Here is a 16,957-nt window from a genome sequence, read left to right as displayed (position 1 = left end):
ACAGCGGCGAGGACAAGCTTCGCTATTTCCTGAAGCGAGTGACGGGCGAGCTTCACGAGGCGCGGCAACGACTGCAGGAAGTCGAGTCGGGAGAGCACGAGCCGGTCGCCATCGTCGGCATGAGCTGCCGCTACCCCGGCGGGGTCGACTCGCCGGAGGCGTTGTGGGAGCTCCTGGCCGAAGGCCGTGACGCCTTCTCGGAGTTCCCCGCCGACCGCGGCTGGGACGTCGAGGCACTGTACGACCCGGAGCTGAGCCGGCCCGGCACCTCATACGTCCGCGAGGGCGGATTCCTGGACCGGGTCGGCGAATTCGACCCGGCGTTCTTCGGGATATCCCCGCGTGAGGCGCTGGCCCTCGACCCGCAGCAGCGGCTGCTCCTCGAGACCTCCTGGGAGGCGATCGAGCGCGCGGGCATCGACCCGACGTCCCTGAAGGGCAGCCGCACCGGCGTCTTCGCGGGCACCAACGGCCAGGACTACGCGGCGCTGCTGCGCCGGTCCCCCAAGCAGTCGGAGGGCTACCTGGCCACGGGCATCGCCGCCAGCGTGGTGTCCGGCCGCCTCTCCTACACCTTCGGCCTCGAAGGCCCCGCGGTCACCGTCGACACGGCGTGCTCGTCGTCGCTGGTGACCCTGCACCTCGCGGCCCAGGCGCTGCGCAACGGCGAGTGCTCGCTGGCCCTGGCCGGCGGCGTCACCGTGATGGCCACTCCGGAGACGTTCGTGGAGTTCAGCCGCCAAGGGGCGCTGTCCCGCACCGGGCGCTGCCGCCCCTTCGCGGCCGCCGCGGACGGCACGGCCTGGGGCGAGGGCGTCGGCATGCTGCTCCTGGAGCGGCTGTCGGACGCGCGTCGCAACGGTCACCCGGTGCTGGCCGTGGTGCGCGGCTCGGCGGTGAACCAGGACGGTGCGAGCAACGGCCTCACCGCGCCCAACGGCCCCTCGCAGCAGCGCGTCATCCGTGCTGCCCTGGCGAGCGCCGGTCTGTCGTCGTCCCAGGTGGACGCGGTGGAGGCGCACGGCACGGGTACGACGCTCGGTGACCCGATCGAGGCTCAGGCGCTGTTGGCCACGTACGGTCAGGGGCGGCCGGAGGACCGTCCGCTGTGGCTCGGCTCCCTGAAGGCCAACATCGGCCACACCGCGGCCGCCGCCGGCGTCGCGGGCGTCATCAAGATGGTCCAGGCGATGCGGCACGGCACCCTGCCCCGGTCGCTGTACGTGGACGAGCCCACCCCGCAGGTCGACTGGACGGCGGGCGCGGTCGAGGTGCTGACCGAGCAGCGGCAGTGGCCCGAGGTCGAGGGCCGTCCGCGCCGCGCGGGCGTGTCGTCCTTCGGCGTCAGCGGCACCAACGCGCACGTCATCCTGGAGCAGGCGCCGGAACCGGCCGGGGGCGAGGACGCCGGGGCGGAGCCCGGCAAGGGCGCCGCGTCCGCGGTCCAGCCGCACCTGGTGCCGTGGGTGGTCTCGGGCCGTGGCGCGGAGGCGCTGCGGGGCCAGGCGGCGCAGTTGCTGTCCGGTGTGTCGAGTGCGCCGGGTGTCGCGGGGCTGTCCCCGGTGGATGTGGGCTGGTCGCTGGCTTCGGGCCGGACCGGCTTCGAGAACCGCGCCGTGGTGGTGGCGGGCGACCGGGACGGTCTGCTCTCCGGCCTGGGCGCGCTGGCAGCGGGCGAGGACGCGTCGGGTCTGGTGACCGGCCCGGCGGAGGGTGCGGCCACCGGCGGTCCTCTGGCGGTGGTGTTCTCGGGTCAGGGCAGTCAGCGGGTGGGTATGGGGCGTGAGTTGTATGCCGCGTATCCCGTTTTCGCGCAGGCCTTTGATGAGGCGTGTGCGGTGTTGGACCGTGAGCTGGCCGGGCATGTGTCGCGGTCGGTCCGGGAGGTTGTCTTCGACGACAGCGCTGACGGTTCGCTGGACCGGACGGTGTTCACGCAGGCCGGTCTGTTCGCGGTCGAGGTGGCGCTGTTCCGTCTGGCGGAGTCCTTCGGTGTGCGCCCCGATTTCGTGGCGGGGCATTCGATCGGTGAGATCGTGGCCGCGCATGTGGCGGGTGTGTTCTCCCTGGAGGACGCGGCTCGCCTGGTGGCGGCGCGTGGCCGGTTGATGCAGGCGCTGCCCGAGGGCGGCGCGATGGTGGCCGTACAGGCCTCCGAGGACGAAGTGCGTCCGCTGTTGGCCGAGTTCGACGGCCGGGTGGACATCGCGGCGGTCAACGGGCCGACGTCCGTGGTGGTCTCGGGCGAGGAGGACGCCGCGCTGGCGGTGGCGGACCGGCTGCGCGGGCTGGGCCGCAAGACGAAGCGCCTGGTCGTTTCGCATGCGTTCCACTCGCCGTGCATGGAGCCGATGCTGGCCGAGTTCCGGGCCATCGCGGAGACGATGACGTTCGGCGCGCCGGAGATTCCGGTGGTGTCGAACCTGACCGGTGCGGTCGCGTCGGCGGGTGAGTTGGGTTCGGCGGAGTACTGGGTACGCCATGTCCGCGAGGCCGTGCGTTTCGCCGATGGCGTGGCGTCGCTGACCGGGCAGGGTGTGTCGGTGTTCGTCGAGCTGGGCCCGGACGGTGTGCTCAGCGCGATGGGCGCGGAGACGGCTCCGGAGTCGGCGTTCGTTCCGGTGCTGCGCAACGGCCGCCCCGAGGCTGCCTCGTTCGTGACCGGCCTGGCGCGTGCCTGGGTCCATGGCGCCGCTGTGGACTGGTCGGCGTTCTTCGACGGCACGAACGCCACCCGCGTCGAGCTGCCCACGTACGCCTTCCAGCGCGAGCGCTACTGGCTGGACGCACCGGCCGCTCTCGTCGGTTCGACCGCCGCCACCGGTCTCGGGCTCGGCTCCGCCGAACACCCGCTGCTCGGCGCGGCCGTGGAGCTGGCGGGCGCGGACGGCCTGCTGCTGACCGGCCGGCTCTCCTTGCAGACGCATCCCTGGCTCGCCGACCACGCCGTCGCGGGCGCCGTGCTCTTCCCCGGCACCGCCTTCGTGGAGCTGGCCATCCGCGCCGGTGACCAGGTGGGCTGCGACACGGTCGAGGAGCTGACGCTCCAGGCGCCGCTGATCCTGCCCGAGCGCGGTGGTGTCCAACTGCAGCTCTCGGTGGGGGAGCCCGACGACTCCGGCCGCCGCTCGCTGACCGTCTACTCCCGCGCGGGCGACGCCACCGCCGACGAGCCGTGGACCTGCCACGCCATGGGCGTGCTCGCCGTCGGCGGCCGTACCGAGGCCGCGGCCGGCGGGGACGGCCTCGCCGCCCTCACCGGTGCATGGCCGCCGCCCGGCGCGGTCGCCGTGGACGTCGCGGACCTGTACGAGCGCTTCGAGTCCGCGGGCTACGGCTACGGCCCGGTCTTCCAGGGGGTACGGGCGGCGTGGCGGCGCGGTGACGAGGTCTTCACCGAGGTCGCGCTCGACCAGGACCACCGCGAGGAGGCGGCGCGCTTCGGGGTGCACCCGGCGCTGCTGGACGCGGCGCTGCACGGGGTGCGTCTCGGCGACTTCTTCTCCGACGAGCAGGCACGGCTGCCGTTCGCGTGGCGCGGGGTGTCGCTCAGCGCGGCGGGCGCCTCGATGATTCGGGTCAGGCTGGCCCCGGCGGGCGCGGACACCCTCGCGGTGGCCGTCGCCGACGCCACCGGGCGGCCGGTGGCCGAGGTCGAGTCGCTGGTCTGCATGCCCGTGGACCGCGCGCAGCTCGCCGCGGGCCCGGGCGACCGGGAGCACGACGCGCTGTTCCGCGTCGACTGGACGGCCGTGCCCGCCGCGACCGCGGACGGCGCCACCGGGACGGCCCCGGACGCCGCAGGCATCGCCGGATGGGCGCTCCTCGGCACGGACGACGAGACGATCGGCGCCGACGCCGACGGCTCCCGTACTCCCGAGGCCCCGGCCGCAGACGGTTCCGCCCCGGCAGCCGTTGCCGCCGCCTTCGGTGCCTCCGCCGTCCACGCCGACCTCGGCGCGGCCCTCGACTCCGGCGCCGTCGTCCCTCCGCTCGTCGTGGCCCTCTGCCCGTCGGCCCCGGCCGGCGCGGAGCTGACCGAGGCCGCGCGGGCGGCCACCCACCGGGCCCTTGACCTGGTCCACGCCTGGCTCGCCGACGACCGCTTCGCCGGGTCCCGTCTTGCCGTGGTCACCCGCGGCGCGGTGTCCACCGGTACCGACGAGGACGTGACCGGTCTCGCCGACGCCCCGGTGTGGGGCCTGCTGCGGGCCGCGCAGACCGAGAACCCCGACCGCTTCCTGTTGCTCGACCTCGACGGTACGGACGCCTCCGATCAGGCGCTCCCGGCCGCGCTGGCCTGGGCCGTGGCCCAGGACGAGACGCAGCTGGCGCTGCGTTCGGGCGAGGCACGGGTGCCGCGGATGGCGCGGCTCGCCCAGGGCGACGGGGCGCTGACCCCGCCCGCGGGCGCCTCGGCCTGGCGCCTTGAGGTGCCCACCAAGGGGTCGTTCGCCAACCTCGAACTGCTGGAGAGCCCGGAGGCGGCCGCCCCGCCGGCCCCGGGGCAGGTCAGGGTGCAGGTCCGCGCGGCCGGCATGAACTTCCGCGACGTGGTCCTCGCCCTCGGCGTCGTCCCCGACCAGGAGGTCATGGGCAACGAGGCCGCCGGCGTGGTGATCGACGTCGGCGAAGGCGTCACCGACCTGGCGCCCGGCGACCGCGTGATGGGCGTGTTCTCCGGCGCCTTCGGGCCCGTGGCCGTCACCGACCGGCGGATGCTGGCCCCGATGCCCGACGGCTGGTCCTTCGTCCAGGCCGCCTCCGTGCCTGTGGTCTTCCTCACGGCGTACTACGGACTGCGGGACCTGGCCGGGCTGCGTCCGGGCGAGCGGGTCCTGGTGCACAACGCGGCGGGCGGCGTCGGCATGGCCGCCGTCCAACTGGCCCGCCACTGGGGCGCCGAGGTCTTCGGCACCGCCAGCGAGGGCAAGTGGCACGCGCTGCGCGCCTCCGGCCTGGACGACGCGCGCATCGCCTCCTCCCGGACCCTGGACTTCGAGGACCGCTTCCTCACGGCCACGGACCAGCAGGGCATGGACGTCGTCCTGGACGCGCTGGCCGGCGAGTTCGTCGACGCCTCGCTGCGGCTGCTGCCGCGCGGCGGCCGGTTCCTGGAGATGGGCAAGACCGACAAGCGTGACCCCGAGGAGGTCGCTGCGGCGTACTCCGGCGTCGCCTACCAGGCGTTCGACCTGGGCGAGGCCGGGCTCGACCGCACCCAGGAGATGCTCGTCGAGCTCCTCGGACTCTTCGAGCAGGGCGTGCTGAAGCCGCTTCCGGTGGCCACCTGGGACATCCGGCGGGCACCGGAGGCGTTCCGGTTCCTCAGCCAGGCCAAGCACATCGGCAAGGTCGTCCTCACCGTGCCCGCTCCGCTCGCCGGCGCGGGCGCGGGCACCAGGGGTACGGAGACCGGGGCCGCGGCCACCGGCTCCGGCACGGTCCTCGTCACCGGGGCGACCGGCACCCTCGGCCGACTCGTCGCCCGGCACCTCGTCGAGGAGCACGGCGCACGGCGGCTGCTCCTCGTCAGCCGCCGCGGCCCGGACGCCGAGGGCGCGGCGGAGCTGACGGCCGAGCTGGCCGCGCTCGGCGCGTCGGCGGACGTCGTCGCCTGTGACGTCGCCGACCGGAACGCGGTGGCGGACCTGCTGGCCGCCGTTCCCGCCGCGCATCCGCTGACGGCCGTCGTGCACACCGCCGGCGTCCTGGACGACGGCATGGTCTCCGCGCTCACCCCCGAGCGCGTCGACCGGGTCCTGCGCCCGAAGGTCGACGCCGCCTGGAACCTGCACGAGCTGACCCGCGACCTGGACCTGTCGGCCTTCGTCCTCTTCTCCTCCGTCTCCGGCGCGCTGGGCAACGCCGGACAGGGCAACTACGCGGCCGCCAACGTCTTCCTGGACGCACTCGCCGCCGCCCGCCGCGCCCAGGGCCTGCCGGCCACCTCGCTGGCCTGGGGCTTCTGGGAGCAGCGCAGTGCCATGACCGGTGAGCTCGCCGAGGCCGACCTGGCGCGCATGGCGCGCTCCGGCCTGGTCGCACTCTCCTCCTCGGAGGGCCTGGCGCTGTTCGACACGGCCGTCGCCACCGACGAGCCGATGCTGCTGCCGGTACGGCTGGACACGGCCGTCCTGCGCAACGCGCCCGGCCCGGTGCCCGCGCTCCTGCGCGGCCTGGTGCGCGCCCCTGTGCGCCGTGCCCGAGCCGCCGAGAGCCCCACCGGCGCGGCCGGCTCCACCGGTCTCGCCCAGCAGATCGCCGGACGCCCGGAGAACGAGCGGCTCGGCGTCCTCTCCGAGTTCGTGCGCGGCCATGTCGCGACCGTCCTCGGACACGGCTCGGCGGGCGCCGTCGACGAGAACCGCGCCTTCCGCGAGCTGGGCTTCGACTCGCTGACCTCGGTCGAGCTGCGGAACCGGCTGAACGCGGCCACCGGCCTCCGGCTGCCCGCGACGCTGGTCTTCGACCACCCGACGCCCGCCGCCCTGGCCCGCCACCTGCTCGACGAACTCCTCGGCGCGCAGCCGGACTCCACGACCGCGCCCACGACGACGGCCACCGCACACACCGACGACCCGATCGCGATCGTGGGCATGAGCTGCCGCTACCCCGGCGACGCCGGGACCCCCGAGGAGCTGTGGCAGCTGCTGGTCTCCGGCGGCGACGGCATCAGCGCCTTCCCCACCGACCGCGGCTGGGACATCGAGGACCTCTACGACCCGGACCCGGACCGGCCCGGCACCTCGTACGTCCGCACCGGCGGATTCCTGCGCGACGCCGCCGAGTTCGACCCGGCGTTCTTCGGGATATCGCCGCGCGAGGCGCTGGCGATGGACCCGCAGCAGCGGCTGCTCCTCGAAACCTCCTGGGAGGCCTTCGAGCGCGCCGGGATCGACCCCGCCACCGTCCGCGGCAGCCAGGCGGGCGTCTTCGCCGGCGCGGCGGCCCAGGGCTACGCGTTCGGCATGCAACAGGCCGTCGAAGGCAGCGAGGGCTACTACCTCACCGGCAGCACCACCGCCGCCATCTCCGGACGCGTCGCCTACACGCTGGGCCTGGAGGGCCCGGCGGTCACCGTCGACACCGCGTGCTCGTCGTCGCTGGTCGCGCTGCACCTGGCGGTGCAGGCGCTGCGAGGCGGCGAGTGCTCGCTGGCCCTCGCCGGTGGCGTCGCCGTGATGGCCACGCCCACGGTGTTCGTCGAGTTCAGCCGTCAGCGCGGCCTCGCCGCCGACGGCCACTGCAAGGCGTTCTCCGACGCCGCGGACGGCACGGCCTGGGGCGAGGGCGTCGGCATGCTGCTCCTGGAGCGGCTCTCGGACGCGCGGCGCAACGGTCACCCGGTGCTCGCCGTGATCAAGGGTTCCGCCGTGAACCAGGACGGCGCGAGCAACGGCCTGACGGCGCCGAACGGTCCGTCGCAGCAGCGCGTCATCCGCGCGGCGCTGGCGAACGCGGGCGTTGCCGCCGCTGAGGTCGACGCGGTGGAGGCGCACGGCACGGGTACGACGCTCGGTGACCCGATCGAGGCCCAGGCGCTGTTGGCCACGTACGGCCAGGGGCGGCCGGAGGACCGCCCGCTGCTGCTCGGCTCGCTGAAGTCGAACATCGGTCACACGCAGACCGCCGCCGGTGTGGCCGGCGTGATCAAGATGGTGGAGGCGCTCCGACACGGGGTGCTGCCGCGGACCCTGCACGTCGACGAGCCGTCCTCGAAGGTGGACTGGACCGCGGGCGCGGTGGAGTTGCTGACCGAGCAGCGGGAGTGGCCGGAGACCGGCCGTCCGCGCCGGGCGGGCGTCTCGTCCTTCGGCGTCAGCGGCACCAACGCCCACCTGATCCTGGAGCAGGCGCCCGAGCCGGAGGCCGCGGCAGCGTCCGACGACGCCGCCGAGCCCGCTGTCCCGGCCAACCCGCCGATGGTGCCGTGGGTGCTTTCGGCGCGCGGCGCTGAGGCGCTTCGCGGCCAGGCGGAGCGGCTGCTCTCTCACGTCGAGGGCAACGCCGTGCCGTCGATGACTGATCTCGGCTGGTCGTTGGTTTCCGAGCGGGCGGTGTTCGAGCACCGCGCGGTTGTCCTGGGCGCCGACCAGGACGAACTCACCGACACCCTCAGGGAGTTGGCCTCGGGCGAGTCGGCCGCGCTTCTCGCCACGGGACACGTGGCGGGCACTGGCCGTACTGCGGTGGTGTTCTCGGGTCAGGGCAGTCAGCGGGTTGGTATGGGGCGTGAGTTGTATGCCACGTATCCCGTTTTCGCGCAGGCCTTCGATGAGGCGTGTGCGGTGCTGGACCGTGAGCTGGCCGGGCATGTGTCGCGGTCGGTGCGGGAGGTGGTCTTCGGCGACAGCGCTGACGGTTCGCTGGATCGGACGGTGTTCACGCAGGCGGGTCTGTTCGCGGTCGAGGTGGCGCTGTTCCGTCTGGCGGAGTCGTTCGGTGTGCGGCCGGACTTTGTGGCGGGTCATTCGATCGGTGAGATCGTGGCTGCGCATGTGGCGGGTGTGTTTTCGCTGGAGGATGCGGCTCGTCTGGTGGCGGCTCGGGGTCGTTTGATGCAGGCGCTGCCTGAGGGTGGTGCGATGGTGGCGGTGCAGGCTTCCGAGGAGGAAGTGCGTCCGCTGTTGGCCGAGTTCGTGGGCCGGGTGGACGTCGCGGCGGTGAACGGGCCGACGTCCGTGGTGGTCTCGGGTGATGAGGATGCGGCGCTGGCGGTGGCGGACCGGCTGCGCGGGCTGGGCCGTAAGACGAAGCGCCTGGTGGTTTCGCATGCGTTCCATTCGCCGTGCATGGAGCCGATGCTGGACGACTTCCGGGCCATCACCGAATCCCTCACGTTCGCGGCTCCGCAGATTCCCGTCGTCTCGAATCTGACGGGTTCGGTCGCCTCGGCGGGTGAGTTGGGTTCGCCGGAGTACTGGGTCCGGCACGTCCGTGAGGCGGTGCGCTTCGCGGACGGCGTGGCGTCGCTGACTACCCAGGGTGTGTCGGTGTTCGTCGAGCTGGGCCCGGACGGCGTGTTGAGTGCGATGGGCGCGGAGACGGCTCCGGAGTCGGCGTTCGTGCCCGTGCTGCGCAACGGCCGCCCCGAGGCTGCCTCGTTCGTGTCGGGTCTGGCGCGTGCCTGGGTGCACGGCGCCGACGTGGACTGGTCGGCGTTCTTCGACGGTACGGGCGCGGCCCGCGTCGAGTTGCCGACGTATGCCTTCCAGCGCCAGCGCTACTGGCTCGACACCACGGGCAGCGCGACAGGTTCGGTCTCTGGTCTCGGGCTGGGTTCTGCCGAACACCCGTTGCTGGGTGCGGCGGTGGAGCTGCCGGACTCCGAGGGTGTGGTGTTCACGGGTCGGTTGTCGCTGCGTACGCACGCCTGGCTGGCGGATCACGCGGTGGCGGGAACCGTCCTGCTGCCCGGCACCGCCTTCGTGGAGCTGGCCATCCGCGCGGGCGACGAGGTCGGTTGCGACACGGTGGAGGAGCTGACGCTCCAGGCGCCGCTGGCGCTCCCCGAAGAGGGCGGCGTACAGCTGCGGTTGACCGTCGCCGCGCCCGACGACAGCGGTCGTCGTACCGTCAGCGTCCACTCGCGGCGGGAGGACACCTCCGCGGACCAGGCATGGACTTGCCATGCGACGGGCGTGCTGACGGCGGACGGGGCGCGGAACTCCGTCTCGGATTCGGCCGTGCAGGAATTCGCGGTGTGGCCTCCGGTTGATGCGGTGGCTGTGCCGGTTGATGGTTTGTACGAGGGCTTCGTGGCGGCTGGTTATGGCTACGGGCCGGTGTTCCAGGGGCTGCGTGCTGCGTGGCGGCGTGGGGACGAGGTCTTCGCCGAGGTCGCGTTGCCGGAGGAGGAGCACGAGGAGGCGGGCCGGTTCGGGCTGCACCCGGCGCTCCTCGACGCCGCCCTGCACGGCATCCGCCTGGGTGCGTTCTTCGCGGACGACGACCAGGTACGGCTGCCGTTCAGCTGGAACGGCGTATCGCTGTCGGCATCGGGCGCCTCGGTGCTGCGCGTGGCGCTCGCCCCGGCCGGCGCGGACGCCGTGTCGGTGACGGTCGCGGACGGCACCGGCGCCCCGGTCGCGGCCGTGGAGTCGCTCGTCGTACGGGCCGTCGACGCCGACCAGCTCACCCGCGCGGCACAGGCCGGTGTCCGGCACGACGCGCTCTTCCGGCTCGCCTGGCCGCCGCTGACCGCCGACTCGTCCGGCTCCGCCGACCTGGCGGGCGCGGGCGACTGGGCCGTGCTCGGAACGGCCGACGCGCTGTCCCGTCACGGGATCGGGGACGCGATCACCGCGGGCGGCGCGACGTACCCGGATGTGAGCGCGCTGGGTGACGCCGTCGAGTCGGGCGACGTGCCCGTGCCGTCCGCCGTACTCGTCCCCCTCCCCGTCGGCAGTGGCCAGGAGCCCGAGGGCGCGGCCCTGCCGGAGTCGGTGCGGGAAGCCTTGGGGCAGGCCCTCACCCTCGTAGGGAACTGGCTGGCTGACCAGCGGCTCACCGGAGCACGCCTGGTGCTGGTGACCCGCGGCGCCGTGTCGACGGACCTTCAGGACGACGTGGCGGACCTGGCCACGGCCCCCGTGTGGGGACTGCTGCGCGCGGCGCAGTCGGAGAACCCCGGCCGGTTCGTGCTGCTCGACACCGACGGCACCGAGCTGAGCCGTGACGTGCTGGCGCGCGTACTCGGCTCGGAGGAGCCGCAGTCGGCCCTGCGCGGCGGCGAGCCGCACACCCCCCGCCTGGAGCGGGCCGACGCGGCGAAGGACGCTCCGCGACCGGGCTCTTCGCTGGGCCTGTCGGACGGCCGGGGCACGGTACTGCTGACCGGCGGCACCGGAACGCTGGGCCGCCTGTTCGCCCGGCACCTGGTCACCGAGCACGGGGTACGGCAGCTGCTGCTGGTCAGCCGTCGCGGTGGGCAGGCCGACGGTGCGGCCGAGTCGGTGGCGGAGCTCGCCGAACTGGGCGCCTCGGCGCGCGTGGTGGCCTGCGACGTGTCGGACAGTGAGGCGCTGGCCGCGCTGCTCGCGGACATCCCCGCCGAGCACCCGCTGTCGGCCGTGGTGCACACCGCGGGCATCGTGGACGACGGGCTCGTCTCGGCCCTGACCCCGGACCGTGTCGCGGCGGTGCTGCGTCCCAAGGTGGACGCGGCCTGGAACCTGCACGAGCTGACCCGCGACCTGGACCTGTCCGCCTTCGTGCTGTTCTCCTCCGCTTCCGGCGCGCTGGGCAGTGCCGGGCAGGGCAACTACGCGGCGGCCAACGTCTTCCTCGACGCCCTCGCCCGGCGGCGCCGCGCCGACGGACTGCCCGCCACCTCCCTGGCCTGGGGCTTCTGGGCCGAGCGCAGTGGCGTGACCGGCCACCTGAGCGAGGCCGACCTGGCGCGCGTGGCGCGTTCCGGTCTGGTGCCGCTGGCCTCCGACGAGGGCCTCGCCCTGTTCGATGCCGCGCTCGGCACGGACGAGGCGCTGCTGCTGCCGGTACGCCTGGACCTGGCCGCGCTGCGTGCCGCGGCCGGACCCGTGCCCGCGGTGCTGCGCCGACTCGTACGCGGTCCCGTGGCCCGCACCACCGCGCGCAGCGGTGAGGCGGCCGGGCTGGCACAGCGCCTTGCGGGACTGGGCGAGGCCGAGCGGCTCGAGGCGGTGTCGGAGCTGGTGCGCGGCCATGTGGCGGGCGTGCTCGGCCACGGCTCCGCGGCCGCGGTGGCGGACGACCGGGCGTTCAAGGAGCTGGGCTTCGACTCCCTGACCTCCGTGGAGCTGCGGAACCGGCTCAATGAGGCGACGGGGCTGCGGCTCTCCGCCACCCTCGTCTTCGACTACCCGACCCCCGACGCGCTCGCCCGGCACCTGCTCACCGAGCTGCTGGACGACGGCCGGGCGAACACCGCAGCCGTCGCGACCACTTCGGCCCGGCGGGCGGCGGACGACGACCCCATCGTCATCGTCGGCATGAGCTGCCGCTACCCCGGCGGCGTGCGCTCCCCGGAGGAGCTGTGGGACCTGGTCGCCTCCGGCCGGGACGGGATCTCCGCGTTCCCGGTGGACCGTGGCTGGGGCGAGGACCTGTACGACCCGGACCCGGAGCGGCAGGGCAAGAGCTACACCCGTGAGGGCGGCTTCCTGCACGACGCGGCCGAGTTCGACCCGGCGTTCTTCGGGATATCGCCGCGCGAGGCGCTGGCGATGGACCCGCAGCAGCGGCTGCTCCTGGAGACGAGCTGGGAGGCGTTCGAACGCGCGGGCGTCGACCCCGGCGCCGTACGCGGCACCCAGACGGGCGTCTTCACCGGCGTGATGTACAACGACTACGGCTCGCGGCTGCGGACCGCTCCCGACGGCTTCGAGGGCTACCTCGGCAACGGCAGCGCGGGCAGCGTCGCCTCCGGCCGGGTCGCCTACACCTTCGGTCTGGAGGGCCCGGCAGTCACCGTCGACACGGCGTGCTCGTCGTCGCTGGTGACCCTGCACTTGGCCGCGCAGGCCCTGCGCAACGGCGAGTGCTCGCTGGCGCTCGCCGGCGGCGTCACCGTGATGTCCACGCCGCTGGTGTTCGTGGAGTTCAGCCGCCAGCGCGCGCTCTCCGCGGACGGCCGCTGCAAGGCGTTCTCCGACGCCGCGGACGGCACGGGCTGGGGCGAGGGCGTCGGCATGCTCCTGTTGGAGCGGCTGTCGGACGCGCGCCGCAACGGCCACCCGGTGCTCGCGGTGGTGCGTGGCAGCGCCGTGAACCAGGACGGTGCCAGCAATGGTCTGACGGCGCCGAACGGCCCCTCGCAGCAGCGCGTCATCCGGGCCGCTCTCACCAGCGCAGGGCTTTCGCCGACCGATGTCGACGCGGTGGAGGCGCACGGTACGGGTACGACGCTGGGCGACCCGATCGAGGCGCAGGCGCTGCTGTCGACCTACGGCCAGGGGCGGTCGGAGGACCGTCCGCTGTGGCTGGGCTCGCTGAAGTCGAACATCGGCCACACCCAGGCTGCCGCGGGTGTGGGCGGCGTGATGAAGATGGTGCTGGCGATGCGGCACGGCGTGCTGCCCCGGACCCTGCATGTCGACGAACCGTCGTCGAAGGTGGACTGGTCCGAGGGCGCGGTGGAACTCCTTGCCGAGTCCCGTGAGTGGCCGGAGGCCGAGGGCCGTCCGCGCCGCGCGGGCGTCTCCTCCTTCGGCGTCAGCGGCACCAACGCGCACGTGATCCTGGAGCAGGTCCCGGAGCTGGAGCCGGTGGCCGACCCTGCCGAGGCGGGCGCTCCGGTGGAGCCGGCGACGGTGCCGTGGCTGCTCTCCGCGCGTGGCGCGGAGGCGCTGCGGGACCAGGCCGCACGTCTGCTCTCCCGAGTGGAGTCGGACTCCGAGGTCTCCCCGGTGGACTTGGGCTGGTCGCTGCTCTCCGAGCGCGCCGAGTTCGAGGACCGCGCCGTCGTGACCGGCGACCGGGACGGGCTGCTCGCAGGCCTCAGGTCCCTGGCCCGTGGGGAGAGTGCCCCGGGTGTGGTGACCGGCCCTGCCGGTGGTGCGTCGGCCGGTGCTCGTGGCCGTGTGGTGTTCGTGTTCCCGGGACAGGGCGCGCAATGGGCAGGCATGGGCGTGGAGTTGCTCGATGCTTCCCCGGCCTTCGCCGAGCGGCTTGGCGAGTGTGCGGCGGCTCTGTCGGAGTTCGTGGACTGGTCGCTGGTGGATGTGCTGCGCGGGGTGGAAGGCGCGCCGTCCCTGGACCGGGTGGATGTGGTTCAGCCCGCTTCGTGGGCGGTGATGGTGTCGCTGGCCGAGGTGTGGCGTTCGCTGGGCGTGGAGCCGTCGGCCGTGGTCGGGCACTCGCAGGGAGAGATCGCTGCCGCGTGCGTGGCCGGGGGTCTGTCGCTGCGGGATGGCGCCCGGGTGGTGGCATTGCGCTCGCAGGCCATCGCCGCGGGTCTGGCGGGTCGGGGCGGGATGATGTCGGTGGCGTTGCCGCTGGCCGACGTCGAGTCCCGCCTGGAGAGCTGGACCGGCCGCCTGGAGGTCGCCGCCGTGAACGGCCCGTCCTCCACGGTGGTGGCCGGTGAACCGGATGCCCTGGACGAGCTGCTGGCCGCCTGCGAGGCCGAGGGCGTGCGTGCGCGCAAGGTCCCGGTGGACTACGCCTCGCACACCTCCCACGTGGAGATGATCGAGGACGAACTCGCCCGCGTGCTGGGCGAGATCACTCCGCAGGTGGCCCGTATTCCGTTCTTCTCCTCGGTGGAGGGGGACTGGCTGGGCGAGGGCCTGGTGGACGCCGGGTACTGGTACCGGAACCTGCGTCAGACGGTCCGTTTCGAGGAAGCGATCGGCGCGCTGTCCGGTCAGGGCTTCGGTGCGTTCATCGAGGTGAGTGCCCATCCGGTGCTGACGATGAGCGTGCAGGAGACGCTGGAGCAGCGCGGCGTGGAGCAGACCGTGGCGGTCGGCTCGCTGCGCCGTGACGAAGGCGGCCTGGACCGCTTCCTCACCTCGGCCGCCGAGGCGTGGACGCACGGCGTACGGGTCGACTGGACGCAGCTGTTCGCCGGAACCGGCGCGTCCCGCGTCGAGCTGCCCACGTACGCCTTCCAGCGCCAGCGCTACTGGCTGGAGGAAGCGGCCGAGGCCCGGACCCCTGCCGCAGCCACCGCAGACGCCGCCGTCGACGGGGAGTTCTGGGCCGCGGTGGAGCGCGGTGACCTGGATTCCCTCGCCGGCACGCTGGACGTCGACGCGTCCGACGAGCGGTCCTCGCTGCACGCGGTCCTGCCCGCGCTGTCGTCCTGGCACCGCAGGCGCCGCACCCGCGCGACGCTCGACGGCTGGCGCTACGGCGTCACCTGGCAGCCGCTGTCCGAGCGGCCGGCGGGCGGCGCCGCGACCCTCACAGGGACGTGGCTGCTGGTCACCACGGACGCGACCGACGACGCCGAGTGGGCCGTGGCGGCCGAACGGTCGCTGACCGACGGCGGCGCCACGGTCGTACGGCTCGCCTGGAACCCGGCCGACGCCGGTCGGGCCGAGCTGGCCGAGCGGCTGCGGGCGACGCTGGCGGAGCGCGCGGCGGCCGGTGACGACGTGAGCGGCGTCCTGTCGCTGCTCGCTCTCGACGAAGCACCGCACCCGGCGCACCCCGTCGTTCCCCGCGGTCTGGCCGGCACCCTGCTGCTGGCGCAGGCGCTGGGCGACGTGGAGCTGGAAGCGCCGCTGTGGCTGGCCACGCGGGGCGCGGTGACCATCGGCCGTCCGGGCGGCGCCGCCGTCAGCACGGCACAGGCCCAGCTGTGGGGCCTGGGCCGGATCGTCGGACTGGAGCACCCCCAGCGGTGGGGCGGTCTGATCGACCTGCCGGAGGCGCCCGAGGCGACCGCGCAGGCACGCCTGCGCGCGCTGCTCGCGGGGGCCGCGGCGGGCGACGAGGACCAGCTCGCGCTGCGCGAGTCGGGGCTGTTCGTGCGCAGGCTGGTGCGCGACCCGCTCGGCGACCGGAGCGCGCCCCGGGACTGGAAGCCGCAGGGCACGGTGCTGATCACCGGTGGCACGGGCGCGCTGGGCGGCCAGGTCGCCCGCTGGCTCGCGGCCCGCGGTGCCGAACACCTGGTGCTCACCAGCCGTCGTGGCCCGGACGCGCCGGGCGCGGCCGAGCTGGCGGCCGAGCTCACGGCGGTCGGTACCCGGGTGACGCTGGCGGCGTGCGACGCCGCGGACCGCACCGCGCTGGCCGACCTGCTCGCCGGGCTGAAGTCGGAGGGTTCCCCGGTCCGTTCGGTGATGCACGCGGCGGGCGTGGCCCCGAGCGCGCGCCTGGACGAGACCGACCTGACGGCGCTCGCCGGCGTACTGGAGGCCAAGGTCGCGGGCGCCGCGCACCTGGACGAGCTGCTCGCCGGCGAGGAACTGGACGCCTTCGTGCTCTTCTCCTCGAACTCCGGCGTCTGGGGCGGCGGCGGCCAGGGTGCCTACGCGGCGGCCAACGCCTACCTGGACGCACTGGCCGAACACCGCCGCTCCCGCGGTCTGACCGCCACCTCGGTGGCCTGGGGCGCCTGGGCCGACGGCGGCATGACCACCGACAACGGCGCCGAGGAGCACCTGCGCCGCCTGGGCGTCGTCACGATGGCCCCGGACATGGCCATCGAGGCGCTCCAGCAGGTCCTGGACCACGACGAGACGTTCACCGTGGTCGCCGACGTGGACTGGGCGCGCTTCGTGCCCGGCTTCACCGCCGCCCGGCCGCGTCCGCTGCTGGACGCCCTGCCCGAGGTGCGGGAGCTGCTGCGGGCGGCCGAGGAGGTCACCGCCGGCGGCACCGAGCCGGAATCGTCCCTGACGCGGCGCCTGGCCGGCCTGACCGTGCCGGAACGGCAGTTGGCCCTGCTCGACCTGGTGCGCGCCACCGCCGCCGCCGTGCTGGGGCACACGGGCGGTGACGCGATCGGCCAGGAACAGGCGTTCAAGGAGCTGGGCTTCGACTCGCTGACCTCGGTCGAACTCCGCAACCGGCTCCAGGGCGCCACCGGGCTGCGGCTCCCGGCCGCGCTGGTCTTCGACTACCCCACGCCCACCGCGCTCGCCGACTACCTGCGTACGCACCTGGCGGGCGACGAGGACGGCGCGCCCGGATCCGCCCTGGCGGAACTCGACCGGCTGGAGGCCGCGGTGTTCTCGCTCCTCCCGGACGAGGACGAGGTGCGCTCCACGCTCACCGCGCGGCTCCAGGTGCTGATGTCGAAGCTGGGCGGCGACGAGGCCCGCGACGGCGCGCCGGAAGGCGCCCCCGTCGAGGACCAGCTCCAGTCGGCCACGGACGACGAGATATTCGACTTCATCAACCAGGAGTTCGGAAAGTCCTGAGCCGTCGCCGGGACGCGGCGATCCAGCAGCACAGCAGACAGAGAAGGCACAGCGACATCAGGCGACGGCAGTCGGCGACGACCCCGAAGCAGTAA

General features: G+C 74.0%; 1 pseudogene. It reads left to right on the top strand.

Annotation, left to right across the window (positions count from 1 at the left end):
- Positions 1–38: 38 nt before the first annotated feature.
- Positions 39–16,862, top strand: a pseudogene (locus tag AB0L89_RS10440) (type I polyketide synthase); the annotation flags it as partial.
- Between the last annotated feature and the right edge of the window lie 95 nt (positions 16,863–16,957).

Origin of the sequence: Streptomyces sp. NPDC052114 (genome assembly GCF_040680155.1) — a bacterium.
Classification (GTDB): domain Bacteria; phylum Actinomycetota; class Actinomycetes; order Streptomycetales; family Streptomycetaceae; genus Streptomyces.
This window is presented reverse-complemented; position numbering and strand designations above follow the sequence as displayed.